24 protein-coding genes and 1 tRNA gene are annotated in these 26662 nt (G+C 65.0%); 14 read left to right on the forward strand and 11 right to left on the reverse strand.

What is annotated here, in order from left to right:
• The first annotated feature begins 49 nt into the window (after window positions 1–49).
• The 3 genes from ACS8YF_RS05115 to ACS8YF_RS05125 all read left to right on the forward strand — a co-directional run bounded on the left by ACS8YF_RS05115 (window position 50) and on the right by ACS8YF_RS05125 (window position 2648).
• Window positions 50–1018: a helix-turn-helix transcriptional regulator gene (locus ACS8YF_RS05115; RefSeq protein ID WP_440849145.1), complete on the forward strand. Its 969-nt coding sequence runs from the start codon at window positions 50–52 to the stop codon at window positions 1016–1018.
• A gap of 94 nt (window positions 1019–1112) precedes the next feature.
• Window positions 1113–1790 (forward strand): hypothetical protein, encoded by a 678-nt coding sequence (locus ACS8YF_RS05120; RefSeq protein ID WP_440849146.1) that lies wholly within the window; start codon window positions 1113–1115, stop codon window positions 1788–1790.
• A 303-nt stretch (window positions 1791–2093) separates the two neighbouring features.
• A complete protein-coding gene (locus ACS8YF_RS05125; protein ID WP_440849147.1) occupies window positions 2094–2648 on the forward strand; it encodes a SprT family zinc-dependent metalloprotease in 555 nt (184 codons plus the stop codon).
• Between the two features lie 26 nt (window positions 2649–2674).
• Here ACS8YF_RS05125 and ACS8YF_RS05130 read toward each other — a convergent pair whose 3' ends face one another.
• Window positions 2675–3559 (reverse strand): ATP-binding protein, encoded by an 885-nt coding sequence (locus ACS8YF_RS05130; protein ID WP_440849148.1) that lies wholly within the window; start codon window positions 3557–3559, stop codon window positions 2675–2677.
• A 112-nt stretch (window positions 3560–3671) separates the two neighbouring features.
• A complete protein-coding gene (locus ACS8YF_RS05135; RefSeq protein WP_440849149.1) occupies window positions 3672–3830 on the reverse strand; it encodes a hypothetical protein in 159 nt (52 codons plus the stop codon).
• A 409-nt stretch (window positions 3831–4239) separates the two neighbouring features.
• Here ACS8YF_RS05135 and ada point away from each other — a divergent pair, with 409 nt between their 5' ends.
• Window positions 4240–5394 carry a bifunctional DNA-binding transcriptional regulator/O6-methylguanine-DNA methyltransferase Ada gene (gene ada / locus ACS8YF_RS05140; protein ID WP_440849150.1) on the forward strand — a complete coding sequence of 385 codons (1155 nt, stop codon included), beginning with the start codon at window positions 4240–4242 and terminating at the stop codon, window positions 5392–5394.
• Window positions 5395–5459: 65 nt separating this feature from the next.
• Complete coding sequence (locus tag ACS8YF_RS05145; RefSeq protein ID WP_440849151.1) at window positions 5460–6380, forward strand: DMT family transporter; 921 nt, start codon at window positions 5460–5462, stop codon at window positions 6378–6380.
• Between the two features lie 222 nt (window positions 6381–6602).
• Here the strand turns inward: ACS8YF_RS05145 and ACS8YF_RS05150 are convergent, their stop codons facing one another.
• Window positions 6603–8843: a molybdopterin-dependent oxidoreductase gene (locus ACS8YF_RS05150; RefSeq protein ID WP_440849152.1), complete on the reverse strand. Its 2241-nt coding sequence runs from the start codon at window positions 8841–8843 to the stop codon at window positions 6603–6605.
• A gap of 193 nt (window positions 8844–9036) precedes the next feature.
• Between ACS8YF_RS05150 and ACS8YF_RS05155 the strand changes: the two genes are divergently transcribed.
• Window positions 9037–9348, forward strand: a complete 312-nt coding sequence (locus tag ACS8YF_RS05155; RefSeq protein ID WP_440849153.1) for an ArsR/SmtB family transcription factor — start codon at window positions 9037–9039, stop codon at window positions 9346–9348.
• A 17-nt stretch (window positions 9349–9365) separates the two neighbouring features.
• Entirely contained in the window at window positions 9366–10517 is a 1152-nt protein-coding gene (locus tag ACS8YF_RS05160) for an MFS transporter (RefSeq protein WP_440849196.1), read from the forward strand.
• 132 nt (window positions 10518–10649) lie between these two features.
• On the opposite strand, the gene ACS8YF_RS05165 is transcribed toward ACS8YF_RS05160, so the two are convergent.
• Entirely contained in the window at window positions 10650–10805 is a 156-nt protein-coding gene (locus ACS8YF_RS05165; protein WP_440849154.1) for a hypothetical protein, read from the reverse strand.
• A gap of 120 nt (window positions 10806–10925) precedes the next feature.
• A complete protein-coding gene (gene ettA, locus ACS8YF_RS05170) occupies window positions 10926–12587 on the reverse strand; it encodes an energy-dependent translational throttle protein EttA (RefSeq protein ID WP_440849155.1) in 1662 nt (553 codons plus the stop codon).
• A gap of 216 nt (window positions 12588–12803) precedes the next feature.
• Here ettA and ACS8YF_RS05175 point away from each other — a divergent pair, with 216 nt between their 5' ends.
• Window positions 12804–13433, forward strand: a complete 630-nt coding sequence (locus ACS8YF_RS05175) for a phosphoadenosine phosphosulfate reductase domain-containing protein (protein ID WP_440849156.1) — start codon at window positions 12804–12806, stop codon at window positions 13431–13433.
• A gap of 1000 nt (window positions 13434–14433) precedes the next feature.
• Here ACS8YF_RS05175 and ACS8YF_RS05180 read toward each other — a convergent pair.
• Both ACS8YF_RS05180 and mltF read right to left on the reverse strand, forming a co-directional pair.
• Window positions 14434–14637 (reverse strand): hypothetical protein, encoded by a 204-nt coding sequence (locus ACS8YF_RS05180; protein WP_440849157.1) that lies wholly within the window; start codon window positions 14635–14637, stop codon window positions 14434–14436.
• Between the two features lie 82 nt (window positions 14638–14719).
• Window positions 14720–16255: a membrane-bound lytic murein transglycosylase MltF gene (gene mltF / locus ACS8YF_RS05185; RefSeq protein WP_440849158.1), complete on the reverse strand. Its 1536-nt coding sequence runs from the start codon at window positions 16253–16255 to the stop codon at window positions 14720–14722.
• 109 nt (window positions 16256–16364) lie between these two features.
• Between mltF and ACS8YF_RS05190 the strand changes: the two genes are divergently transcribed.
• The 6 genes from ACS8YF_RS05190 to ACS8YF_RS05215 all read left to right on the forward strand — a co-directional run bounded on the left by ACS8YF_RS05190 (window position 16365) and on the right by ACS8YF_RS05215 (window position 24256).
• Window positions 16365–16456: transfer RNA gene (locus ACS8YF_RS05190), tRNA-Ser, on the forward strand.
• 32 nt (window positions 16457–16488) lie between these two features.
• Entirely contained in the window at window positions 16489–16857 is a 369-nt protein-coding gene (locus tag ACS8YF_RS05195; protein ID WP_440849159.1) for a DUF1820 family protein, read from the forward strand.
• 11 nt (window positions 16858–16868) lie between these two features.
• Window positions 16869–17636, forward strand: a complete 768-nt coding sequence (locus ACS8YF_RS05200) for an MBL fold metallo-hydrolase (protein WP_440849160.1) — start codon at window positions 16869–16871, stop codon at window positions 17634–17636.
• A complete protein-coding gene (gene purL, locus ACS8YF_RS05205) occupies window positions 17612–21511 on the forward strand; it encodes a phosphoribosylformylglycinamidine synthase (RefSeq protein ID WP_440849161.1) in 3900 nt (1299 codons plus the stop codon). The genes ACS8YF_RS05200 and purL overlap by 25 nt, the downstream gene beginning before the upstream one ends.
• A gap of 173 nt (window positions 21512–21684) precedes the next feature.
• Complete coding sequence (locus ACS8YF_RS05210; RefSeq protein ID WP_440849162.1) at window positions 21685–22170, forward strand: YbhB/YbcL family Raf kinase inhibitor-like protein; 486 nt, start codon at window positions 21685–21687, stop codon at window positions 22168–22170.
• 94 nt (window positions 22171–22264) lie between these two features.
• Complete coding sequence (locus tag ACS8YF_RS05215; RefSeq protein ID WP_440849163.1) at window positions 22265–24256, forward strand: acetoacetate--CoA ligase; 1992 nt, start codon at window positions 22265–22267, stop codon at window positions 24254–24256.
• Between the two features lie 67 nt (window positions 24257–24323).
• Here the strand turns inward: ACS8YF_RS05215 and ACS8YF_RS05220 are convergent, their stop codons facing one another.
• From ACS8YF_RS05220 to mlaE, 4 genes are all read right to left on the reverse strand, one after another.
• The gene (locus ACS8YF_RS05220) at window positions 24324–24617 is read right to left on the reverse strand and encodes an STAS domain-containing protein (protein ID WP_440849164.1); all 294 of its coding nucleotides are present in this window, start codon (window positions 24615–24617) and stop codon (window positions 24324–24326) included.
• Between the two features lie 9 nt (window positions 24618–24626).
• Window positions 24627–25241 (reverse strand): MlaC/ttg2D family ABC transporter substrate-binding protein, encoded by a 615-nt coding sequence (locus ACS8YF_RS05225; RefSeq protein WP_440849165.1) that lies wholly within the window; start codon window positions 25239–25241, stop codon window positions 24627–24629.
• A 132-nt stretch (window positions 25242–25373) separates the two neighbouring features.
• Window positions 25374–25868 carry an outer membrane lipid asymmetry maintenance protein MlaD gene (gene mlaD / locus ACS8YF_RS05230; protein WP_440849166.1) on the reverse strand — a complete coding sequence of 165 codons (495 nt, stop codon included), beginning with the start codon at window positions 25866–25868 and terminating at the stop codon, window positions 25374–25376.
• Window positions 25869–25884: 16 nt separating this feature from the next.
• Window positions 25885–26655 (reverse strand): lipid asymmetry maintenance ABC transporter permease subunit MlaE, encoded by a 771-nt coding sequence (gene mlaE, locus ACS8YF_RS05235; RefSeq protein WP_440849197.1) that lies wholly within the window; start codon window positions 26653–26655, stop codon window positions 25885–25887.
• Window positions 26656–26662: the final 7 nt, after the last annotated feature.

A 26662-nucleotide genomic window follows, 5' to 3' on the forward strand; every position in this document is an offset into this window, starting at 1 on the left:
TTCGGAAACGGCATTCATCACGGCGGCCGCGACATGCGAGACTCGGTGCATGAACGTCTTCGACCGCATCTACGCGCTGCACAAGCAACTCTCCGGCGCGCATCATCCGATCCCCAAGGCCACGCTGGAACGGCGCCTGGAATGCTCGCCGGCCACGGTCAAACGCATTATCCGCGAGATGCGGCTGTATCTCGATGCGCCGATCGAATACGACCGCGAATACAACGGTTACTACTATCACGGCGAAGCGGATGCGCGCTTCGAGCTGCCGGGGTTGTGGTTCGATGCCGCGGAGCTGGTGTCTTTGCTGGCCATGGATCAGCTGCTGGAAACACTCGAGCCCGGGCTGTTGTCGGCCGATCTGGCGCCGGTACGGCGCCGGCTCGAGCGGATTCTGGAATCGCGGGCGATGGGCACCGGCGAATTGTCGGCGCGCACGCGCGTGCTGCGCGCGACCGCGAGACGCCCGGGGCCGGCGTTCGCCGACGTGGCCGCGGCGACTGCCATGCGGCGGCGGCTGGCGATGCGCTATCACGGCCGGGCGCGGGATGTGATCAGCGAGCGCACAGTCTCGCCACAGCGGCTGGTCTACTATCGCGACAACTGGTATCTGGATGCCTGGTGCCACCGCTCGGATGGCCTGCGCAGTTTCTCGATCGACCGGATCCAGTCGGCGGTCATCAGCGACGCGCCGGCCGCCGACATGGACGCGACCACGCTGGACGCCCGGCTCGGCGGGGGTTACGGCATCTTCTCCGGCGAGGCCGCGCATACCGCGGTGTTGTGCTTCACCGCCGCCGCGGCACGCTGGGTGGCCGACGAGCAGTGGCATCCCGACCAGGTCGGCACCTGGCGCGACGACGGTCGCTACGAGCTGCGCGTGCCGTACGCCGCGGCCGAGGAACTGTTGCGCGATGTGCTGGCCTACGGGCCGGAGGTCGAGGTGGTCGCGCCGCCGGCCTTGCGCGAGGCCGCCGCCCGGCGGCTGGCCGACGCCGCGGCCATTTACGAACTGTAAATTTTTACAGCTCAGGGTCGTATTCTGACCCACCGGCGGTTGCATGCTGTGTCTTGAGTCGAAACAGCGACATTCGCGACACAGGAGTCTGACCATGTCGAACCGTCGAGTTGCCCCCCATCACAGCGCCCATCCGGCCTACGACGAGCTGCGCGTCGCCACGCGTGAGTTGCGTCGGCAGCTGGCGCATGCCCTGTCGATCGAATACGACTGGCGTTATCACGATGGCCCGGAATGGGCGGCCCGTTACTGGCGTGCCTTCGGCGATCTGGCGGTGGATCTGGCCGAGTCGGCGGCCGCGCCGCGCTACCAGCGCGTGCTCGCGCGCAGCGAGTGGCCGAGCCTGTCGCGCGCCGAGGCCGATGACGTGCGCACTATCTTCCGTGGGCTCGTGGCCGTGGCGCATCCCGCGGTGGACCCGGCGGCCGCGGACGACGCGCGCGCCAGCCTCTGGCCCCGGATCCTGCGCGCCTACCGCAGCGGCGATCGCTCGGCGCTGGTGGCCGCCTGGTCGGAAACCCGGGCGCTGGTACGCGGGCCCGGCCTGCCGGACGACGTGGTCGCGCTGCGCGTCGAACACGACCGTCTGCGCGCCGCCGCCGAGGCCGCGGATCGCCGGCTCGCGGAGATGAGCCGGCGCTTTCCGTTCAACGTGCGCGGCAAGCTGGACGATGCCGACTGGGTTCGCCGCCAGCGTCTCGCGCTGGCCCAGGTGCAGGCCTTCACCCAGGCGCCGGCCGGCGGCAAAACCGGGCACAAGCGGGTATCCTGAGTGCCGATACTTTGTCTCCACGGTTTCGATGGCGCGGCCTGTTCAGCACAATCCAGGGACTGTTGCCGCCTCATACGAGACCGCGCCAGCGGCCATTGGGCTGCAAGGCGAGGCGCCGCGAGTGCGGTGTAGTCGTTCTACACAAGCGAGCGGCAACGCTGGATTGCGGCCCAAGGGCCGCTGTCCCAAGGGGTTGGTGCCGCAAATCGCGCCATGCGGCGTTGTTCATCTTGATCGTGGCCCGCCACGACCGGCAGTTCGCGCCTTGCCTGGCACGATTTGCGGCACCAACGCGGGCCTCGTATGAAACAGCAACAGTCCCTGGCACTCGATGACGCCGACGATCTGCAGGCGCGCGCCCGCGAGCTGACCGCATACTGGATCGGCCGCGCGCGCGAGATCACCGGCGCCAGCCCGCGCCGGCTGCCCGTGCCCGAAGTGCGCTTCGATCTGCGCGGCCGCGCCGCCGGCCAGGCCGTGTTCGCCCGGCGCACCCGGCGCTGCCACGTCCGGCTCAATGCCGCGCTGCTGGCCTCGCATCCGAAGGAGATGCTGGCGGAAACGGTGCCGCACGAAGTCGCGCACGTGGCGATCTATCGGCTATACGGTCGCCGCGCCAAGCCCCACGGCGCGGAATGGAAGGCGTTGATGCAGGCTTTCGGCGTCGATGCCTCGCCGTGCCACGCACTGCCCGCGCAGCCGACGCGCCAGCTCAGGCGTTATCGGTACGCCTGTGGCTGTGACGAACCGGCCTGGCTGACGAGTATCCGGCACAAGCGAGCCCGGGCGGGGACCGCTTACATCTGCCGAGTGTGTGGCGTCAGACTGACATACGCCGAGCCCGACGCGCCCGGCTGACACGGCCGGGCGCGCCGAACGGCGCGTCAGGCGTCGCGGCCCGCCCAATCGCGTGCGAACTGCTCGGCCGTGCGGCCGCTGCGGTTGCCGCGCGCCAGCGCCCATTGCAGCGCCGCCCGCTCCCACGGCTGATCGGTGCCGACTTCGGCGTCGATGCCGTAGGCCGCCAGATGGCGGGCCGCGATGGCGAGGTAGTGGGCCTGGTCGAACGGATAGAACGACAGCCACAGCCCGAACCGCTCCGATAGCGAGATCTTTTCCTCGACTGCCTCGCTGTGATGGATTTCTCCGGTCGCGGCATTCACGGTCTGTGACGCCTGGTTCTCGGATTGATACTCCGGCAGCAGATGCCGCCGATTGGAGGTGGCATAGATCAGCACGTTCTCGGGCGCGGCCGCCAGCGAACCGTCGAGCACCGCCTTGAGCGCCTTGTAGCTGCCGTCGCCGGCCTCGAACGACAGATCGTCCGAGAACACGATGAAGCGCTCGTCGCGCCCGCCCAGCCGGGCGACCAGGTCGGGCAGATCGACCAGCCGATGTGCCGGCACCTCGATGATGCGCAATCCGTCGTCGGCGAATTCGGACAACAGCGCGCGCACCATCGAGGATTTGCCGGTGCCGCGCGAGCCCCAGAGCAGGGCGTTGTTGGCCGGCCGGCCGGCCACGAACTGGCGGGTATTGGCGACCAGCCGTTCCTTCTGCCGGTCGACACCGTGCAGGCGGTCGAGCGGCATGGTGCTGGGCGCGGCAATCGCCTGCAGCCGGCCATCATCACGCCAGCGAAAGGCATGGGCCGACCAGTCGATATCGCCGCCGAGCGCGCTGCGCTCATCGGCCAGTCGCGCTTCGGCGGTATCGGCCAGCCGGGTCAGCTGGAACAGGATTTGATCGAGCGTGTCTGTATTTTGCATCCGGCCAGTCTAGCCAATGCCCGGCCGCGGATGAAGACGCGTCCGCTGCCGGGTTGAAAGACACGGCGAGGCGCCGGTCAGTGGGGGCCGGCGTCACCTTGTTCGGCAGCGCTCAGCCGGTCGATGGGCGCAATATCGATCGCTGTCTGATCCACTGCGCCGATGTGATGAGGATCAGGCCGAGAAGAATCAGAACGGCGGCCAGGACTTTTCCATAGCCGATCGCTTCGCCGAATATCGCGGCTGAGCCGAGGAGGCCGAAGATCGGCACGGGAGTGGTGGCATATTGCTATGGATCGCGTTGCCGGATCCCGTTGATTCACGGGACCTCCATCGCCGCGCACTGGAACTCGGCATCAGCATCGCGCCGGGAACTCTGTTTTCCGACCGATCGCGTTTTGCCGGTCATTTTCGTTTCAACTGCGCGCAACCATGGAACGCGGCCACGCACAGGGCGATCAGAGGGCTCGGCAAATTGATTGACGCGTTACGCTGAGCGGGTTTTTGTCAGCATGTCGGCGCAGCCATGCGGCGGTTGCGCGGCGCATTCCGTACAGCCATGGCCGGCATTGCATCGCGGGCGACAGCGGGGTGGGCCGTGGTCGCCGCCGCCGATCATTCGCTCGCTGAATTACAGAGCAATCTTCAAAGCGCATCGTGCTTGTTGTCGATGTAGATTGATGGCCAGTACCCGAATATCGAGCCAGCCAGAGATGAGCACAGAGCACGATGAAAGCCGATGGGCGTCGGTCCTGGCCAACGATGGCCGCGCCGATGGCGTGTTTGTCTATGCGGTTAAAACGACGGGTGTTTACTGCCGGCCGAGCTGCAAATCACGGCCGCCACGGCCTGAGAATGTCGTGTTTTTCGAAAGCGTTGCCCAGGCCGAACGGGCCGGTTTTCGACCTTGCAAGCGATGCACGCCCGACCGGATCGCGCCGGCGCAACGCAAGGCCGACACGATTGCACGCGCCTGTCGATTGATCGAGGAAAGCGAGAAGACACCGCAACTGACCCAGCTCGCGGCGTACGTCGGCATGAGCCGGTTCCATTTTCATCGGCTGTTCAAACAGACCGTGGGGATGACGCCGCGCCAGTATGCGATCGCATGTCGCGAGCAGCGCGTGCGCACCGCACTTGCCAACGGGCAACGCGTGACCGATGCGGTATTCGACGCCGGTTACGATTCGAGCGGTCATTTCTATACGTCGGCTGCTCGCTCACTCGGCATGGCCCCCAGGTCGTATCGCGACGGTGGCGCCGATCACGTCATCCGCTTCGCTGTCGGTGAAACCGACTTCGGCGCGATCCTGGTGGCCGGAACGGAGCGCGGGATCTGTGCCATCTCGATCGGCGACGACGCCGATGCGCTCGTGCGCGAGTTGCAGGATCGATTTGCGCGCGCGGACCTGATGGGCGGCGATGCAGAGTTCGAAGCCCATGTCGCCCGTGTCGTCGGGTTCGTGGCGTTGCCCCGGGGCGGCCTCGATCTCCCGCTGGACTTGCAAGGCACCGTATTCCAGCAGCGCGTCTGGCAGGCACTGCAAACAATCCCCTGCGGCGAGACCGCGACTTACGCCGAGATTGCCGAGCGAATCGGTTCGCCCAGGGCCGCACGCGCGGTCGCTCGGGCCTGCGCTTCCAATCCGTTGGCAATCGCGATTCCGTGTCATCGTGTCGTGCGGACCGACGGACAGCTGTCGGGATACCGATGGGGCGTCGCGCGAAAGCGCGATCTGCTTGAGCGCGAAGCAAAGGACTCCAATCCGCCGGCAGGCGCTCGCGCGCAAACGACGGCTGCAGCGCAGGCGGCTGAGAACAAGCGCAAGAATTAGACTGTGCCGGGGCGTGCCATCCGCTAGAACTATCTCGTGTCCAGTATCACGCGAGGTTCTCGGCAATGAGTGCAATCAAACCACGGATGGGCGCACGGGAGTGGGCGATGCTCCTGGCGCTCGCGCTTCTCTGGGGCGGGTCGTTCTTCTTCGTGGAGATCGCGCTCGACTCGGTCTCGCCACTCACGATCGTATTCCTGCGGGTTACGCTGGCGGCCGTCGCGCTCTGGTTCGGCTCGTTGCTCTCCGGCGTCCGCATCCCGCGTGATCGGCGCACCTGGGCCGCGTTCGCCGTCATGGCCGTGCTGAACAACGTGGTGCCGTTCTCTGTTATCGCGTGGGGACAACAACAGATCGGCGCGGCACTGGCCTCCATCCTGAACGCCACCACGCCGTTTCTGACCATACTGGTCGCCGCCGTGTGCTTGCCCGACGAGCGGATCACGCCGAATAAGGTGGTCGGTGTCGTCGTGGGTTTTTTCGGCGTTGCCCTGGTTGTCGGTGGCAATAGCGCGATTCACCTCGGTCAGGACCTCATGGCACAACTGGCGATCGTCGGCGCGGCACTGTCTTATGCCTGCGCCGGCGTGTACGGGCGCCGCTTCAAACGCATGGGGGTCGACCCGATCGCGGTCGCGACAGGCCAGGTCACGATGTCCAGCCTCGTACTCCCGTTACTGATGCTTGTTTCCGGCTCGGCGCTGCCGTCGACAAGCATCGGTCCGGCGGTCTGGATGGCGCTCATCGCCCTCGGCCTCTTTTCGACCGCCTTGGCCTATATCCTGTACTTCCGTTTGCTACAGAGTGCGGGGGCGACCAATCTGTTGCTGGTCACGTTGTTGATTCCCGCGGTGGCCGCTGTCCTGGGCGTTGCAGTCCTCGGCGAATCACTCCATCCGGCCGATTATGCGGGCGTCGCGTTGATTGGGGTCGGCTTGCTAACCATTGATGGCCGTCTATTGATAACGGCTCTGCCCAGGTTGTAGCGCCGGCTGTCTTGCAGAGATAGACGCTTCGATGACGCGCGAAACAACAATCGACTCGGTGCCGCGTCGCACGGTAGAGGCGGATGATTCGGTCGCGGGCCAACCTCGTTGCGATCGGGGATGTCCTGGCTCGCCAGGAACGACGCCGAGCCGTTATTTCGCGACCGGCAGCGATTAACGGTGGGTGCTGGGATGCGCGTGCACGGCCTGTTCGAGTGGCCGTCATTCGTGCCGTACGGCTTCCACCAGGCAACTGTGTGCGGCACTACCTTGGGACAACCGGGAAGCGCGCCGATCCTGAGTGACTGCGTTGGGATTGCCGGCCAGTTCGAGACTCGCAAAATCCGTCGGATCTTCCGGGGTATACCAGGCCCCTGTCGGCAATATGACGACGCCGGGCATCAGCGTTTCCGACAGAGTGGCGCCGACCAGGCAAGCGCCCCGGGCATTGAACAATTTGACGGTGTCGCCTTCGCGGATTCCACGCATAACGGCATCCTCGGTACAGAACACCGCGGCCTCGCGCGCGGCGACCTTGTCACGCTGACTCGCGCCTACCGCGTCCAGTTGACTGTGCAACCGATTCGCGGGCTGTGGAGAAAGCAGGTGCAGTGGGTAGGTCTGTGCCAGCTCGCCGCCCAGCCATTCTTTGGGGGCAACCCAGCTTGCATGGGGCGGGCAGTCCCCATAGGCAAAGCTCGCGATCGTTTCAGAGAACAGTTCAATGCGACCCGAGGGCGTTGACAACGGGTGAGCCTCGGGCGCCTCGGCAAATTCGGCCAGAAGCGTCGTCGAGCGTGGCGCTTCCAGTTCATCGTCCAGGGTGTGGATGCCCTTTTGACGAAAAGTTCGATAGTCGGGCAACTCGGGAAATTTTTCTCGGTAGCCGGCGTATAGATAGGCCAGCCAATCTTCGGTATTGCGCTGCTCGGCAAATTTATCGGCAACGCCGAGGTGGTCAGCGATCATCGTGCAGATCTGATGGTCGTCGCGGGCATCGGCATAGGGTGCATGGGTGGCGCGATTGAATACGATCGTCCGGTCGTGGCTCGATACGGCGATGTCGTTGCGTTCGAACGGTAGCGTCGAGGGCAGCACGATATCCGCATGCTGTGCCGTCGCGGTCCAGACCGGCTCGTGAACAATGATCGTTTCAGGTCGCTGCCAGGCGTGTCGCAGCCGGTTCAGGTCCTGGTGGTGATGGAACGGGTTGCCGCCGGCCCAGTAGACCAGTCGTATATCGGGCAGTGAAAGCGTTTGGCCGTTGTATTCGAGGGCGCCGCCGGGGTTAGCGAGCAAGTCGGCGATCGCGGCTACCGGAATGAAGTCGCTCACCGGATTGTGCCCCTGATCGAGTCCGGGCGCCTTGAGACGGCGAACCGGCTGACCCACCGAATTGACCGAGCCCAGCCCGAACGCAAAGCCGCCGCCCGGCCGGCCGATCTGCCCGCGCATCGCAGCCAGTGCGATCGCCATCCAGTAAGGCTGCTCACCGGCGCTTGCCCGCTGCAGGGACCAGCCAAGATTCAATAGACTGGTCGGCACGCGCAGCGCCTCGATGAAGCGCTCGATCTGCGACTGACGCACGCCGGTAATGCGCGCGGCCCATTCGGGAGTCTTGGCCACGCCATCGGCGTCGCCCGTGACATAGGCGGCCAGCCGATCGAAACCGGTGGTCAGTTGCCGTATTTGCCGTTGATCGATCTCGCCGTTTCGAATGAAAGCATGGGCGCAGGCCAGCAGCAAGGCGGTATCGGTGTTTGGCCGGATCGCGAGATGTTCCGCGTTCGGGTGGTCGGGCCTATCCGCGGTGTCCGGAGAAACCACGATCAGTCGCATTCCCCGATCGAGCGCCCGGCCCAGCCACTGTTCGACCGTATGGCGTCCAACGCCACCCGGGTCACATTGTGCGTTGGTCAGGCGCATACCGAAGGCCATCAGGCAATCCGTATGGTCGACAATCTGATCCCAGCTTGGGGCACAGGCGTTCGTGCCCGCGTACTCCGGCCCAAGGACATGCGGCAGAAAGGCACTGGCGGTGCCGTAGCTGTAGCTGTGTCGGCTCGCAGTGAAGCCACCGGCTAGGTTGAGCATGCGCTTGATCTGACTTTGCGCATGATGAAAGCGACCCGCACTGGCCCAGCCGTACGACCCAGCGAAGATCGACCGGTTGCCGTAGTTGCCTGCGATTCGGTCAATCTCATCGGCGACGAATTGCGTGGCCGTATCCCAGGCCACGGGAACGAACGTGTCGGCGCCGCGTATCGATTGTGCATTCCCTTCAAGCCAGCCGCGCCGCACCATGGGTTGGACGACGCGACAGCGATGCCGAGCGAGCTCGAGATAACTCAGGCCGAAGGCCGTCGGCTGTGGGTCCGCTTGCCAGCCGGACAGGCGGGGGCCCTCAGGTGTTTGATCCACGCGGTAGGTCCCAAAATGGGTGGCGAAGAAATGGTCGCTCATGACGGCCTCCTACCGGTTCGGGCGCTGGCTGACAGCAGTGTCCCTGCGCGCCGCACTGGCGATACAAGTGATCGTACCCATACATCGTACCGAGGCGACGATACAAGCCCGATCTGCCGCGACCAACGCGCGTTGACTGTTCGGCGAATGCCGAACTATTATTGTTCGAATAAATTCGAACAGTTAATGCGCTATGCCCCGCATCTATCAGCATCCGTCTCCAGAGGAAGTGAGCCTGGCCCAAGTGCTTTTCGCCTTGAGCGATCCGACACGGCTGGAAATGGTGCGCATCCTGGCCAGGCGAGATGCCGTGAACAGTCTCGACCTGGCGCCGGACATGCCGAAATCGACGGTGACGCATCACACCGGGACGCTGCGAAAGGCCGGCATCACCACCACGCGCGCGGAGGGCCGCAACTGCTGGATCAGCCTGCGGCGTGAGTTGTTGGACGCAAAGTTCCCGGGGCTCCTGGATACGGTGTTGAGACAGGAGTCGGGGGCATGATTTATTTGTTGTGGCCGGTGGTGCTCGGCGGTTTCGCGCTTGGGCTGGATGCCTATGTGCTTGCTGGCCTTTTGCCGCACATCGCCCAGGACTTGCAAACGACGCAGGCGATGGCCGGGCTAGGCGTCGCCCTGTTTACCGGCGCTTACGCGATCAGCGCGCCTGCCCTGGCGCCGGTTTCCGCACGATATACCACGCGAGCGGCCTTGTTGGCGGGTATGGGCGTGTTCACGCTCGGCAACATAATCACGGCGCTTGCGCCCACATTGGGTGTCTTTTTGACCGCCCGCTTGATTGCCGGTGTCGGGGCCGGCATGTACTCGCCGCTGGCGACGTCCAGTGCCGCCAACATGGTGGGCCCGTCACAGCGCGGTCGCGCCTTGTCCCTGGTGCTGGCCGGTTTGAGTGTCGGAACGGCCCTCGGTGTGCCGTTCGGCCTCCTGATCGAGGCGTATTTCGGCTGGCGGTCGACGATAGCGCTCATTGTCTTTCTGGGGCTTCTTTCGGCATTCGGCCTCATGATGCGGGCCGGTGCATACCCCGGATCGGAACCCATGGCTTGGCGAGAGCGACTTGGTGCGCTGAAGGATGTGTTTACCCTATCCACCCTGGGTGTGACGCTATGGACTGGCATCGCGTCACTGGGACTCTATACCTATATCGCTGAGATATTGTCTTCCCGGGCCATGGGGGCTGTGACCGATACTTTCATATGGTTGTGGGGTATCGGCGGCATGCTGGGCGCATTGTTGATTGGCCGGTTTATCGATCGATACGTGACGCCAATAAAAGCGACGTCAATACTGATCTCGCTATTGGGCGTGGGTTTTGTTCTGGTTGGATATGCGCCGATCGCCCTGGCGGGTGCGGGGTGCTTTATCTGGGGCTTGTGTGGCTGGGCCAGCATGGCGCCGCAACAGCACGCCCTGGTCACGCATGCACCCCGGCATGCTACGGCATCCGTCGCCTGGAATTCGTCGGCTAATTATCTGGGCAGTGGTATCGGGGCCGCGCTCGGTTCGGCGGCGTTGGGCGCACATATAGCCGCAGCCTGGTTGCCCGTCGGGGCGCTCATGGCGGCCTCCATCGCGTTATTGATTCACTTGATCAAGGCCCGAAAGGCGCGTGTAACCGAAAGCCCGTATGGGTCGGATTGCTCTGAGCCGTAAAAGCAGCTGACGGGCAGGAATTCGGCCGGCTGTTCAGTCATGGGCATCGAGTGGATGCCGTGGTTGCGGCGTCACGGGCTGAGGCCGCCGGATGTGGCAAAGACTGACAGTGCGCGCCGGGCGCGTTGGTGATCAATGCCGCGTGGCGCCCCGGAAGGCGGCGGCCAGTTCGGCGATGGCAGCGCGCTGCCGTGCATGCTTGATATTCGAGTGGCGCTTGATGGGCAACGAGGGCAGTTCCGGAAGCCCGAGTTGGCGACCGATATCAGTTGCGCCAAGCGGGAGCATGCGCGGCGCCAGCGCGGCGGGCGGCTATGAAACGGCGAGGCCCGGTGCTGATGCGGCGAGACCAGGAACAGCCCCGGTCGATCGACCGGGGCTTGTCGCGTTGTGCTGTTCTAACGGCGATCAGGCAAGCTTGCGGTGCTTGGCCTTGGCCGAGCCTTCGGAGGCGCTGCCGAGTCGACGCTTGCGATCGGCTTCGTAGTCCTGATAGTTGCCTTCCAGGAACACCACGTCGTCTTCCTCGAACGCCAGGATGTGGGTGGCGATGCGGTCCAGGAACCAGCGGTCATGGGAGATGACCAGCACCGCGCCCGGGAATTCCAGCAGCGCCTCTTCCAGCGCGCGCAGGGTCTCGACGTCCAGATCGTTGGTCGGCTCGTCGAGCAGCAGTGTGTTGCCGCCTTTCTGCAGCAGCTTGGCCAGCTGCAGCCGGTTGCGCTCGCCGCCCGAGAGCTCGGATACGCGTTTCTGCTGATCGGAGCCCTTGAAGTTGAAGCGGCCGATGTAGGCCCGGGACGGGATCTCGTAGTTGCCGATGGTCAGGATGTCCTGTTCGTTGGAGACTTCCTGCCAGACGGTCTTGTCCGAGTTCAGTTCCTCGCGCGACTGGGTGACATAGGCCAGATCGACCGTGTCGCCGACGCGGATCTCGCCGGAATCCGGTTCCTCTTCGCCGTTGAGCATGCGGAACAGGGTGGTCTTGCCGGCGCCGTTGGGGCCGACGATGCCCACGATGGCGCCCTGGGGCACCTTGAGCGAGACGTTTTCATACAGCGTGCGATCACCGTACGACTTGGTGACGTCGTTCATCTCGAACACGAGATCGCCCAGGCGCGGGCCCGGCGGGATGTAGATCTCGTTGGTCTCACTGCGCTTCTGGTATTCGCGCGATTGCAGTTCCTCGAACTGGCGCAGGCGGGCCTTGGACTTGGACTGTCGGCCCTTGGCGTTGCTGCGCACCCATTCCAGCTCCGACTTGATCGCCTTCTGGTGCGCGTCCTCGGATTTTTGTTCCTGCTCAAGCCGTTTTTCCTTCTGTTCCAGCCAGGAGGAATAGTTGCCCTGCCAGGGGATGCCGTGGCCGCGGTCGAGTTCGAGGATCCAGCCGGCGACGTTGTCCAGGAAGTAGCGATCATGAGTCACCGCCACCACGGTGCCGTCGAAGTCCTTCAAAAAGCGTTCCAGCCAGGCCACCGATTCGGCGTCCAGATGGTTGGTCGGCTCGTCGAGCAGCAGCATGTCGGGCTTGGACAACAGCAGGCGGCACAGCGCCACGCGCCGGCGCTCGCCGCCGGAGAGATTGTCGACGTGCGCATCCCAGGGCGGCAGGTTGAGGGCTTCGCCGGCGCGATCCAGCGTGTTGTTGATCTCCCAGCCGTCGGCGGCGTCGATCGCTTCCTGCAGCTCGGCCTGTTCGGCCAACAGGGCTTCGAAGTCGGCATCCGGGTCCGCGAAGGCTTCGCTGATTTCGTTGAAGCGCTTGAGTTTTTCCGCGATGTCGCCGAGGCCTTCCATGACGTTGCCGCGCACGTCCTTGGCCGAATCCAGCTCCGGCTCCTGCGGCAGATAGCCGATATGGATGCCGGGCATGGGGCGGGCTTCGCCTTCGTATTCCTTGTCGACCCCGGCCATGATGCGCAGCAGCGTCGACTTGCCCGCGCCGTTGTAGCCCAGCACGCCGATCTTGGCGCCGGGGAAGAACGACAGCGAAATGTCGCGCAGGATGTGCTTTTTCGGCGGGACGACCTTGCCCACGCCGTTCATGGTGTAGATGTACTGGGCCATAGGAAGCGCGTGCACTCGATAGAAGTAGACCCCCAAGTGTAGCCAAGTTTGCAGCCCGATACACGGGGCGGCGCATGCACGCGGGCGCGATGCTAAGAATATAACCAAACGATATTGAAAAGGCCCTTCAAAATAACCGAATAGATCTTAAAATCGGCGCCAAGCCATTCGAGACCGAGTGATCGGCTCGCTCTTCTCCAAGTGAGGTTTTGTCTTATGGACATCGATACCGCCCAAGCCAACGCCGAACTCGCCGGCCGGCACCCGCAGGAGATCGTGAACTGGGCCGCCGAGCTCGACGGTCGCACGATCGTGACCACCAACTTCGGTCCCTACGAGGCCGTGATCCTGCACATGGCCGTGCGCGCCCAGCCGGACATGGATGTTGTGTGGATCGATTCCGGCTACGCCACGCGCAAGACCTATCTGTTCGCCGAGAAGCTGATCGCCGAGCTCGGCCTGAACATCCACGTATTCAATCCTTTGATGTCGGCGGCGCGGCGTGACGCCATCATGGGTATTCCCGATGTGGATGACCCGCAGCACGAGGAATTCACCCGTGAGGTGAAGCTCGAGCCGTTCGGCCGCGCCATGCGCGAAATGAGCCCGGATGTCTGGTTGACCGCAGTGCGTCGTGACCAGACCGCGTTCCGCCAGGGCATGGAGACCGTGTCGCAGGACAAGCCCGGTGGCGTGGTCAAGGTCGCCCCGGTGCTGGAATGGACCGAGATCGATATGGAGCGCTACCTGATCGAGCACGGTCTGCCGAACGAAAACAATTATTACGATCCGACCAAGGTGCTGGGCAACCGCGAATGCGGTCTGCATAACCGTTTCTCGGCCTGATCCGGCCCAGTCTCGCACGCATGGAGCGCATGGACCGCATGCGCTCTTTTTTTGTCCGACGCGCATTGAGCTCCCGGCGCCCGGGCGTGGCGTACTGGACTCGCGATACCCGTGGTTTCGGGGCGCCGCAGGACTTCTTTCTCCGTTCCTTTAAGGCATTTGTCCGCAGATCGACGCAGATTTACGCAGATGGCGGTTAATCGCTGAAGGCGTTGGTTCGGTCGTGGCGCGACTGCTCTCTTCGTTCCTTAAGGCATTTGTCCGCAGATCGACACAGATTTACGCAGATGGCGGTTAGTCGTTAGGGGTGATCATTCGATCGTGGCGCGAATCGCCGTCGACGCTTCGTTCGCAAAGAGAGCCTTCGAGTGAGGCGTCCTGTCCGGCTCTGTCGCTCGTTCGCGCCTCGAATCTGCTATGCCGCGAGAGTACAACCGCATCTGCGTAAATCTGCGTTGATCTGCGGACAGTTTTCTTCGCCGAGCGAAGTCCGAAAAGCACAACGGCGCCGCTTATCAGTCAGGTCGAAATGCCAGTCCGCCATTGGCGTACTTTGCGTTCATTTGCGGGCCGGATTTTGCGACATCCATGGCTTCGGGGCGCCGCGTGACTGCTCGCTTCGTTCCCTTAAGGCATTTATCCGCAGATCAACACAGATGTACGCAGATGGCGGTTAGTCGTTGGAGGCCTTGGTTCGATCGTGGCGCGAACGGCTGCCTGCCCGTTGTTCTGCGCCGCGTTTGCAGACTTTGAGCCCGCCCGACTCTGGCGCCCGTTCGCACCTCGAATCCGCTACGCCGCGAAAGCAGAGCCGCATCTGCGTCGATCTGCGGACAGTTTTCTTCGCCGAGCGAAGTCCGAAAAGCACAACGGCGCCGCTCATCCGTCCGGTCGAAATGCCAGTCCGCCATTGGCGTACTCGGCGTTCATTGGCGGACTGGGTTGGCGACCGACCTGGTTTCGGGCGCCGCGTGACCTGTCGCTTCGTTCCTTAAGGCATTTATCCGCAGATCGACGCCGATTCACGCAGATGGCGGTTGGTCGTTGGAGGCCTTGGTTCGATCGCGGCGCGAATGACCGCCTGCCCGTTGTTCTGCGCCGGGTTTGTTGACTTGGCGTCTGTTCGCGCCTCGAATCCGCCATGCCGCGAAAGCAGAACCGCATCTGCGTCGATCTGCGTGAATCTGCGGATCGTTTTCTTCAAGGACCCGCGTCCGGGGCCTGGCAGCCGGCATGCGGCCCTCCGCGCCTTGCCGGACGAGGCTTTCAAGCGCCAGAAACCGTTATCAGAAAGCGGGTGACGTGATGCTGATATCCGGCGGCGTGTTCTTGTCGTCGCCCTGGTCCGCGCCGCTGGCCGAGGGTTGTTCGTCCAGTGCCGCCGGTTTGTGCTGACGCTTTTTGTCGCTGGTCATCCACATCAGGATGTCGTAGTAGGCGCGAATGTCGCTGACGTAGGCGACGGCCTGCTTGCCCTGGGCATAACCGTAGCGGGTGTGCTGGAGATAGCGCTTTTCCGACAGCCAGCCCAGCGCATCGCGCAGATTCACCCAGACGTTCGGATTGCGCCCGGCCCGCTTGAGCAGGCGCCGGGCGTCGAGCACATGACCGAGCCCGAGGTTATAGGCGGCCAGCGCAAACCAGGTGCGATCCGGCGGCTTTACGGTCTTGGGCAGGCGTTTGCGCAGTTGCAGCAGATAACGGGTGCCGCCGTCGATCGATTGCTGCGGGTTACTGCGGTTGTCGACGTTCATGCGCTGCGCTGTATTCCGGGTCAGCATCATGATGCCGCGAACGTGGGTCGGGCTGGCGGCCTTTGCGTTCCAGCGCGATTCCTGATAGCCGATAGCCGCCAGCAGCCGCCAGTCCACGCCGTATTCCCGGCCGGCTTTCTTGAAATAGTGCTTCCAGCGCGGCAGTCGTTTTTTGACCTGGCGCGCGAACTCGGCGCCGCCGACGAATCCCAGGCGCGCGGCATGACCGAAGTAGCGGTTGTGCAGGATCTTGATTCGGCCCTTGGATCGCGCCTGTACGAGGTAGGCGATCGCCTTGTTGTAGAGCCCGTCCCGCCGGTGGCCAAGCGCGGTGCCGGCGAACGCCCAGGCCATCTGCTGGCGCACGCCTTTCAATGTGAACCCGACGCGTAACTTCGGGTAATAGCGCTGGTTCATGGCCACCAGGTCGGCGTTGGCCACGGTGGCATCGATATCGCCATGGGCGATCCGGGCCATGAGCTCCTCGGTGTTCGCGGTCCGGTCGACGGTAAATTGCAGGTCGGGATGGCGCCGGTGCAGCCAGGCCGCCAGCGCGCTGTTATCCGGCAGCACGAGCCGGCCCGACAGGTCGGCGAGTTTGGTCGGCTTGCTCGCGTGTTGGCGATAGACCGCATCCAGCGGGGTGCTGAGATAGGGCGGGGTGAAGCGCACGCGGGCATCGCGCCCGGGGCTGATCGCCAGCCCCGCGCCGATCTGTGCCCGACCGCTGTTCACCGCCTGGATGATGGCGGCCCGATCCGGCACGATGACCATGCGGAGTTTTACGCCCAGCGATTGGGCGAAGCCGCGCGCCAGGTCGTATTCGAACCCCTTGGGGCCGTGCGGGCCGAGATAATAAGTGCGGGCTGAATTGATCGTGGCCACGCGCAACACGCCGCTGCGCTGGACCTGGGTCAGGGCATCGGGACGATGGACGCAGGTGGTCAACAACGCGCCGGCCCCGATCAATACGATCAGCGCGAACAGCGGGCCGAAGCGGCGTCCTGGAAATAGTGTCGAGGCCCTGCGCCGCGAACCGGCACCCGGCCCGCGGATTGTATCGGGCACGTTTCTGTAAGAATTATCGAATCAAGTGTTGGGAAAGCGATCCGTATCGTTTAAGATACGCGACTTCGCAGCCGGGGTCAGTCGCGATCTGCAGCTGCGGACAAGCAACGGAGAGGTACCGAAGCGGTCATAACGGCACCGACTCGAAATCGGTTGGGGGCTAACCGCCCCACGTGGGTTCGAATCCCACCCTCTCCGCCATTTCTCTACCCGATCATCGATCGATTCGCCCCATGGCCAACGCCGATTCCCATCGCCGGTTGTATCGCGTGGCGTTCTACAACCAGGGCGAAGTATACGAGGTCTATGCGCGCTCGGTCGCCCAGGGTGGCCTGTTCGGTTTCGTCGAGATCGAGGAGCTGGTCTTCGGCGAGCGCACCACGCTGGTGATCGATCCGGCCGAGGAGAAGCTCGCCGACGAGTTCGCCGAGGTCAAGCGCAGCTACGTTCCCATGCACGCGATCATCCGCATCGACGAGGTCGAGCGGCGCGGGACGGCGAAGATCACGCCGGCCGACGGCGAATCGAAGGTGCGCCCGTTTCCGGTCTATACCCGACAGGGGCCCGGCTCGGGAGGCCACGGCTCCGGCAGCCACTCCTGAGTATGGCGGCCATGCGCTTCGCCCTGTTGGGCAGCGGCAGCAAGGGCAACGCGCTGGTGGTCGAGCAGGGCGCCACGCGGCTTCTGGTCGATTGCGGGTTTTCCGCCCGCGAGATCGAGAAACGCCTGGCGCGGCTGGCACTCGTGCCCGCCGATATCGATGCCCTCGTGATTACCCACGAACACGACGATCACTGGAAGGGCGTATCACGCTTCTCGCGTGCGCATGACCTGCCGGTCTGGCTTACGCCGGGCACACACGCGGCGACGCTCGGCAGCGAGCTCGCGGCCACCGAGTTGTATTCCCCGCACGAACCCTTCGCCATCGGCGATCTCGAATTATTCCCGTATCCGGTGCCGCATGACGCGCGCGAACCCGCGCAGCTTGTCATCGGCAACGGCGCGCAGCGGCTGGGCGTGTTGTCGGATATCGGCCACGTGACGCCGCATGTCCGTGCCATGGTCGATGCCTGCGACGCACTCATCATCGAATCCAATCACGATCCCGACATGCTGGCAGGCGGGCCGTATCCGGCCAGCCTCAAGGCCCGCGTGGCCGGCCGGCTCGGCCACCTGAGCAACGCCGACGCCGCCGCACTGGTAGCGGATATCGATACCCGGGCGCTGCAGCATGTCGTGGTCGCGCATCTGTCCGAATCCAACAATCGCCCGGAACTGGCCCGGGCCGCGCTGGCACAAGCGCTGGCCTGCACGCCGGACTGGGTGCATGTCGCCAACCAAAACGAGGGTCTGTCGTGGCGAAGTCTGGTGAATCGATAACGACGGTCGAAATCTATGCCGGCGAGACCGCGCTGGCCGATTTCGAGCGTGAGCGTCTGGTCGCCGGCCTGGCCCGGGCCGGGTTTGGGGTCGACAGGATCGCCGTGCAGGCAATCTATATCGCTGCGTTTTCCGCCGAGCCGGACGATGCCACGCAAGAGCGCTTGCATCGTCTGCTGGCGGTCGACGGCGATGCGCCGCGGGCGCAGGGCGTGGTTGTCGTGCCGCGCCTGGGTACGGTCTCGGCCTGGTCGACCAAGGCCCAGGACATCGCCCGCAACAGCGGCGTGAAGACGCTGGTCCGGCTCGAGCGCGCGCTGGTCTATCGTTTCGGCGACAACGCGCCGAGCGCGGCGGCGCTGGCTGCTTCCGGGGCAATGCACGATCCGATGACCGAATCGATCGTCGACGACTGGGCACTGCTGAACACATTGTTCACCGTCCCGGAGCGGCGCCGGCTGCGGCGCGTTCCTCTCGCCCGCAAGGGTATGGAAGCCCTGCGCACGGCCAACCGCGACTGGGGGCTGGCGCTGGCCGACGAGGAACTGGAGTATCTCGCCGAGCAGTACGCGGCGCTCGATCGCGATCCGACCGATGTCGAGCTCATGATGTTCGGCCAGATCAATTCCGAGCACTGTCGCCACAAGATTTTCAACGCCGAATTCACCCTCGATGGCGAGCCGCGGGCGGCCTCGCTGTTCGACATGATCCGCAGTTCGTACCGGGCCGCGCCCGAGGGCGTGCTGTCGGCCTATCGCGACAATGCCGCGGTGGTCACCGGCCCGGCCGCGAGCCGGATGACGGTGGATCGCGATCGCGTCTATCGCCTGGTCGACGAAGACGTGCATCTGTTGATGAAAGTGGAAACGCACAACCACCCGACCGCGATCGCCCCGGCGCCGGGCGCGGCCACCGGCGCCGGCGGCGAGATCCGCGACGAGGCCGCCACCGGCCGCGGCGGTAAGCCCAAGGCCGGGTTGGCCGGTTTCTCGGTCGCCGATCTGCGCATCCCCGGGGCGCTGCAGCCCTGGGAAACCGATGCCGATGCGCCGGCGCATCTGGCCAGCGCGCTGGATATCATGCTCGAAGGCCCGATCGGGGCGGCGCGCTACAACAACGAGTTCGGCCGGCCGGCGCTGGGCGGCTATTTCCGGACCTTCCAGTATGAATCGGCGGCCACGGGCCTGCGCGGTTTCGCCAAGCCGATCATGATCGCCGGCGGCATGGGCAATGTGCGCCCGGGCCACGTCGAAAAGCACGAAGTGCCGGTCGAGGCCTGCCTGATCGTGCTGGGCGGCCCGGCCATGCTGATCGGCCTGGGCGGGGGCGCGGCCTCGTCCATGGCCAGCGGCTCGGCGTCCGCCGAGCTCGATTTCGCCTCGGTCCAGCGTGCCAACCCGGAAATGCAGCGGCGCGCCCAGGAAGTGATCGAGGGCTGCATTGCACTGGGCGAGAGCAACCCCATTGCCTCGATTCATGACGTGGGGGCGGGTGGTTTGTCCAACGCGCTGCCCGAGATCATCGATGCGGATGATCGGGGCGGCTCGATCCGCCTGCGGGACATCCAGTCGGCCGATCCGAGCCTGTCGCCGATGGAAATCTGGTGCAACGAATCGCAGGAGCGCTATGTCGTGGCGATTCCGTCGGATGCGCTGAATGTGTTCGAGGCCCTCGCCGAGCGCGAGCGTTGCCCCTATGCCGTGGTGGGCCGGGCGACCGCCGAGCCGAACCTGGTGGTCGAGGACGGCGAAGCCGCCACGGCCGAGACCGCACGCCCGGTCGACATGCCAATGGATGTGCTGCTGGGCCGGGCGCCGCGCATGCAGCGCGAGGCCGCGCACGCAAAGAGCGAGCTGCCGGCCTGGGATCGCGACGGCATCGATATCGCCGACGCCTTCGAGCGCGTGCTCGGGCTGCCGACGGTCGCCAGCAAGTCGTTTCTGATCACCATCGGCGATCGCAGCGTCGGCGGCATGACCGCGCGCGATCAGATGGTGGGACCGTGGCAGGTGCCGGTGGCCGACGTGGCGGTGACCACAACCGCCTTCACCGGCGATACCGGGGAGGCGATGGCCATGGGCGAGCGCAGCCCGGTCGCGCTGATCGATGCGCCGGCGTCCGGCCGTATGGCGGTCGGCGAGGCCATCACCAATCTGGCGGCGGCGCGCATCGACCGGCTGACCGACGTGCGGCTGTCCGCGAACTGGATGGCTGCCTGCGGCGATCCGGCAGAGGACGCACGTCTGTACGACACCGTGCGTGCCGTGGGCGAACAACTCTGCAGCACGCTCGGGCTGGCGATCCCGGTCGGCAAGGACTCATTGTCGATGCGGGCGAGCTGGGCGGGCGCGGCCGGCGCGCGCACGATGAGTGCGCCGGTGTCACTGGTGGTTTCGGCGTTTGCGCCGACGGTATCGGCGCGCGCTACGCTGACACCGCAGCTGGTGTCGCCTGAGGTGACCGAAAGCCGCCTGATTCTGGCGGATCTGGGCGCCGGCCGTAATCGTCTGGGCGGATCGGCCGTGGCCCAGGTCTACGGCGCGCTGGGCAACCGGGCGCCCGATCTCGATGCGCCGGCCACGCTGGGCGGTTTCTTCGCCGCGGTGCAGGCCCTGGCCGCGGATGGTCGGATTCTGGCCTATCACGATCGCAGCGACGGCGGCCTGGCCGCCTGCCTGGCCGAGATGTGCTTTGCCGCGCGGCTGGGCGTGGACGTGGCGCTGGATGAACTCGACGGCGATCCCCTGGCGGCGTTGTTCGCCGAGGAACTGGGCGCGGTGATCCAGGTCGCGGCGGACGATGTCGAGGCCGCGCTCGCAACGCTGCGCGATGCCGGCGTGGCGGCCACCGATATCGGTGACGTCAACACGACCGATCGCATCGTGGCGCGCCACGGCGGGGCCGAGGTGTTGTCGGTTGCACGCCTGGCGGCCCAGCGGATTTGGGCAGCGACCAGTCATGCCATGGCCGCGCTGCGCGACGATCCGGCCTGCGCCGACGCCGAGTACGATGCGCTGCTGGATACCAGCGACCCCGGCCTGCCGGCCGAACCGGTCTTCGATCCGGCGGTGGATGTGGCCGCGCCGTACGTCAACACCGAGCGGCCGAAGGTCGCGATCCTGCGCGAGCAGGGCGTCAATGGCCATAACGAGATGGCGTTCGCCTTCACGCGCGCAGGTTTCGACGCCATCGACGTACACATGTCGGAAGTTGTCTCCGGCAAGGTCCGGCTCATCGACATGCAGGGCGTGGCGGCCTGTGGCGGGTTTTCCTACGGCGACGTGCTGGGCGCGGGCCAGGGCTGGGCCAAGTCGATCCTGTTCAATCGCAACGCGCGCAAGGCGTTCGCCGATTTCTTCGCGCGCGATGACACGTTCGCGCTGGGCGTATGCAACGGCTGCCAGATGCTGTCGGCCCTGTCGGAACTCATCCCGGGCACCGAGGGCTGGCCGGAATTCGTGGCCAATGCGTCGCGCCAGTTCGAAGCCCGTACCAGCGCGGTGGAAATCCTGGAATCGAACGCGATACTGCTGGACGGGATGGCCGGCTCGCGGATGCCGATCGCGGTCGCGCACGGCGAGGGCTATGCCCGTTTCGCCCGGGCCGAGGATATCGAGCGTCTGGGCGCGGCCGGACAGATCGGCATGCGCTATACCGCGAACGCCGGCGGTGCGGCCGAATCCTATCCGGCCAACCCGAACGGGTCGCCGCAGGGGGTGACCGGCCTGTCCAATGCTGACGGGCGCGTATTCATCTGCATGCCGCACCCGGAACGCGTCACACGCACGGTCAATCTATCGTGGGCACCGGACTCCTGGGGCGAGGCCAGCCCCTGGGCGCGGCTGTTCGCCAACGCGCGGCGATTCGTCGGCTGACCCCGGCCGCGGGCGGCATGAACGCTGATCGCGCGGGCCGGGCCGATGTCGGCGCGGGACGCCGATGCCGGGTCCTTGATAATCTGAGTGCCCAATCCAAATGGCGGGCCGCGGCAATGGGCAGACAATCGATCGGCTATCGGCTGGGGTGGGTTATCGTAACGGTGCTCGCGTTGATCGGCAGCGCCCGGGCCGAGGCGGCGCTGGCGATCCACTCCCCGGCCTTCGACAACGGCCAGCCCATCCCTAAGCGTTTCAGTTGCAGCGGCGACAATACCTCGCCGCCGCTGACCTTTTCCGGTGTGCCCGCGCAGGCGAAAAGCCTGGCGCTGATCGTGGACGACCCGGATGCGCCCGGTGGATTATTCACGCATTGGGTGCTGTACAACCTGGCGACGGATATCGTGGTGCTGGCGCCGGGTGCCAGTGACCAGCCGCTACCGGGCCCGGCGGTCACGGCTGACAACAGCACCCATCACGCGGATTATCATGGTATGTGCCCGCCGCCGGGCGCTGGCGTGCATCATTATCATTTCAAGCTCTTTGCGCTGGATGAGCGGCTGCCGTCGAACCTGAACAATCGCGCCGCGCTGCTGAAGGCGATGCAGGGCCATGTGATCGCGCATACGCAACTGGTGGGAACCTATCAGCGGAAATAGCGCGCGTTGATCCATCTCCGGCCACGGGCGATTGTCCGGCTGCCCCGTACTGCCGGTGTCGTATTTCCGGATATTCGATTTTGTGAGTGCCTGCATGAGCGTTGATGCTGAACACCCGATTGTTTACCAGCCGTCCCGCGAAACGATCGAGGGCAGTTGCCTGGCCGATTACCTGCGCTGGCTGGCCCAGCGCGAGGGCGGACCTGAGTTTGCCGTTGACGACTATGCGGCGCTGCACCGGTGGTCGATCGATGAGCCGGATTCGTTCTGGTCCAGTCTCTGGGATTATTTCGGTTTCATCGGCGATCGCGGCGCCGGCGCGGTGCTCGATACGCTGGAGATGCCCGGCGCGCGTTGGTTCACCGGGGCGCGTTTCAATTTCGCCGAGAATCTGCTGCGTGAGGCCATCGAGGGCGATGCCGGCCGCCGGGCGGTAACCGCGCTATCCGAGGCGCGCGAGCCGATAACACTGACCTACGGTGAGCTGTATCGTCAGGTCGGCGCCTTCGAGGCATTTCTGCGTTCGGTGGGCGTACAAGCCGGTGACCGCGTCGCGGGCGTGGTGGCTCATACGCACGAGCCGATCGTGGCGCTGCTGGCTTGTGCCAGCCTGGGGGCGATCTGGTCGTCGGCGTCGCCGGATTTCGGCGTGTCCGGCATCGTCGATCGGTTCGCTCAGATCGAGCCGCGCGTGCTCGTCACCGTCGATGGCTACCGGTATGGCGGCAAGTCATTCGATCGACTCGACCGCATCGCGGCGTTGCGTGAGCGGATTCCGTCGCTTGAGCATGTCGTGGTCACGGACAATACGGGCGCGGCGCAGCCGTTGCCCGACGACCGCGGGATGACGCCGTGGTCCGTTGCCCTGGCCGACCACGACGGCACACCGCCGAGCTTCGAGCGCGGGGCGTTCGATCGGCCGGTCTATATCCTGTTTTCCTCGGGCACGACCGGCGTGCCCAAGTGCATCGTACACGGGGCCGGCGGGGCGTTGATCCAGCACGTCAAGGAACAGGTGCTGCACGGCGATCTCAAGCGCGACGATGTGTTTTTCTACTTCACCACCTGTGGCTGGATGATGTGGAACTGGCACGTCTCCGGCCTGTTTGCCGGGGCCGAGCTGATCACTTACGACGGCAACCCGGCTTATCCCGATCTCGACGCGCTCTGGGCGATGGCCGCCGCGCGTGGCGTGACGCATTTCGGTACCAGCGCCAAGTGGATCGGTGCCTGCCGCAATGCCGGGCTTACGCCCGGAACGGCCCATGATCTCGCCGCGCTGCGGGTGATCTTCTCGACCGGCTCGCCGCTGCTGGATGCCGATTACGACTGGGTCTACGAACAGGTCAAGGCCGAGGTATTGCTGGGCTCGATCTCCGGCGGCACCGATATCGTGTCCTGCTTCGTCGGTTGCTGCCCGACGCTGCCCGTGCGCCGCGGGGAAATCCAGTGCCGGCTGCTGGGGGTGGCCGCCGCGGCGTTCAACGAAGCCGGTGACGCGGTGCGCGATGAATGCGGCGAGCTGGTCTGCACCCAGCCGATTCCGTCCATGCCGGTCGCGTTCTGGAACGACCCGGATGGCGCGCGCTATCGCGCGGCGTATTTCGAGCGGTTTCCCGGCGTATGGGCGCACGGCGATTTCATTTCCTTCAGCAGCACCTCGCACGGGGCGGTGATCCACGGACGCAGCGATGCCACGCTCAACGTGGGCGGCGTGCGTATCGGCACGGCGGAGATCTATCGTCAGATCGAGCCGATGCCGGAGATCGCGGACTGCCTGGTCGCCGCCCAATCGACCGGAGAAGACGACCGCATCGTCATGCTGGTGGTGCCGGCCGCCGGCTACGCGGTAGACGATGCGCTGCGCGACGCGATCCGGCGTCGCTTGCGCGAACAGGCCAGCCCGCGGCACGTGCCGAAAGTGATCGTCGGCGTCGAGGCACTGCCGTACACACGCAGCGGCAAGAAGGTGGAAGTGGCGGTCGCGCGGCTGCTCAACGGGCGTGAGGTCGAGCAGTCCAGCGCCATCGCCAACCCCGAGTCGTTGGCGGCGATCGCCGAGCATCCGGCGCTGCGCCGGTCGTAACGCGTGACCGGGCCGGCGCGCAGTCGGCCCGGCGCCGGTGGGCACGCGCGCGGTCTGCGCCGCGCGCTCAACGCATGGGAATCACATCGTTGAGCGCGCAGAAGTCGATGATCGCGCGCATCTGCGCTGGCGCATTGGCGAAATGCAGCGTGGCCCCGGCCTTGTCCGCCTCGCGGATCCATTCCAGCAGCAATGCGACGCCGGCACTATCGGCCCGGGTTACGCCGCCGAGGTCGACTACCGTCTCGCGCCCGGGGTTGAACCACGCCGCCGACTTGCGCAGGCGGGCGGGCACGTTGTCGACATCGAGTTCACCGTCGACCCGCACGGTGTGAACATCGGCGTTGCCGGTAGGGTTCACCGGGGCATCCTAGGTGTTGCCGTTGTAGCGTTTTTCCAGCTGCTCGATGAAATGCTCGAGCCCCTCGCGGCGAATCGCCGAATTGAACTGGCCGCGGTAATTGGTCACGAACGATAGATTGCCGATGCTGCCGTCATAGACCTTCCATTGGCCGTCGACCTCGTGCAGTTGCAGGCTGACGGGCGTGTCCTGGCCGTTGGGCGAATGGATCATGGCATTGAAGGTGACGTTCTTGGCATCCTTGGCCGCGCGTACCGGCCTGTATTCGATCTTCACGTTGTTGTTGAAGCCGAGCAGGGCGCTGCCATAGGTGCGAATCAGCATGTTCTTGAAGGCCTGCTGGAAGCGTTGACGCTGGGCCGGCGACGCCTGGCGCCAGTAGCGGCCGAGCACCAGCCGCGACATATAAGGCAGGTCGATCAACGGCACCAGGTCGCGATTGATCAGGGCATGGAGTTTCTTCGGGTTTTGGCGCAGTTCGGCGCGGTGGCCGTCGAGGTCGTTGAGGACCTTCTGCACGGTCTGCTTCGCCAGCTGTTGCGGTGGCGTCGGCGCGGCACTGGCCAGAACCGGCGCCATGAGCGCTACCGTGATGAAGGGGATGAAAACGCGAGTCCAACGCATAATGAAAGCCCTTGGCTTATAGGTCGTCGAATTTCAGGGAGTTTGTATGGTCGCCCTGAATCGGTCCTGAAGGTAATGCATGATTCGAGCACGCCCTGTGTGCCGTATGATACGACGCGACACGCAGCGGAGTCAGTTGCCCGAGCTGCCACCCCCGCCGCCGCCGGAGGATTGGTCGTTCGACATCCGGGTCATGAACTGGCCGATCAGGTTCTCCAGCACGATCGCGGACTGGGTGATGATGAACTTGTCGCCGTTTTTCATGTTCTCGGTCGAACCGCCAGGGCCGACGCCGATGTACTGATCGCCGAGCAGGCCCGAGGTCAGAATCGAGGCGTCGGAATCCTTGGGAATCTTGTACTGATCCTGGATCCGCATGGTGGCGACCGCGCGGTAAGTGGTCTGGTTCAGTTTGATGTCGGTCACGCGGCCGATGCGAACCCCGGCCAGGTCGACTGGCGCGCCCACCTTCAGGCCGCCGATGTTGTTGAACGCGGCGGTGACGGTATAGCCCTGGACATTCCCGGTGTGCGCCAGATCGCTCACCCGCATGGTCAGGATGAAGATGGCGGCGATCCCGAGGCAGACGAATAATCCGACCAGAAACTCGACGGCTCTTGATTGCATAGCGTCTTTCCTTCAACTAACCGCTGAACATCACGGCGGTCAGCATGAGATTGGCGGCCAGAATGGCCAGCGAGGCGATGACCACCGTATTGGTCGTCGCGCGCGATACCCCTTCCGAGGTCGGCGGTGCATGATAGCCCTGGAACACGGCGACCCAGGTGATGATGGCGCCGAACACGCCGCTCTTGACGAATACGTTGAGGATGTCGCGGTTGAACTCGACGCTCGACTGGATGCCGTTCCAGTAGGCCCCGGCATCCACGCCGAGCATGTCCACGCCCACGAAGTAGCCGCCGCCGGCACCGATCGCCATGACACAGAAGATCGTGGTGAGCAGTGGCATGGCGATGACGCCCGCCAGGAAGCGGGGCGCGATGATACGGCGCACCGGGTCGACCGCCATCATTTCCATGCCGGAGAGCTGGTCCGTGGCCTTCATCAAGCCGATTTCGGCCGCCAGCGCACTGCCGGCGCGGCCCGCGAACAGCAGGCCGGTCACGACCGGGCCGAGCTCGCGAACCACGACCAGCGCGACCGACGTGCCCAGCGCGTTCTCGGCGCCGAAATCGGCCAGGGCGCGATAGCCCGAAAGCGCCAGTACCATGCCCACGAAGATGCCGGCCACCACGACGATCAGCAGCGACAATACGCCGACCGAATAGATCTGTTCGACCACCAGCCGCGGTTTGGCCACAAGCGACGGGATGGCGGCGAGCACGCGGCCCAGGAACAGGGCGCTGCGGCCCAGATCCGCCAGCCAGCCGAACAGGGGGTTCAGGATCCGCATGATTCGG

It is taken from the genome of Salinisphaera sp. SWV1 (assembly GCF_052044155.1).
Classification (GTDB): Bacteria; Pseudomonadota; Gammaproteobacteria; order Nevskiales; family Salinisphaeraceae; genus Salinisphaera.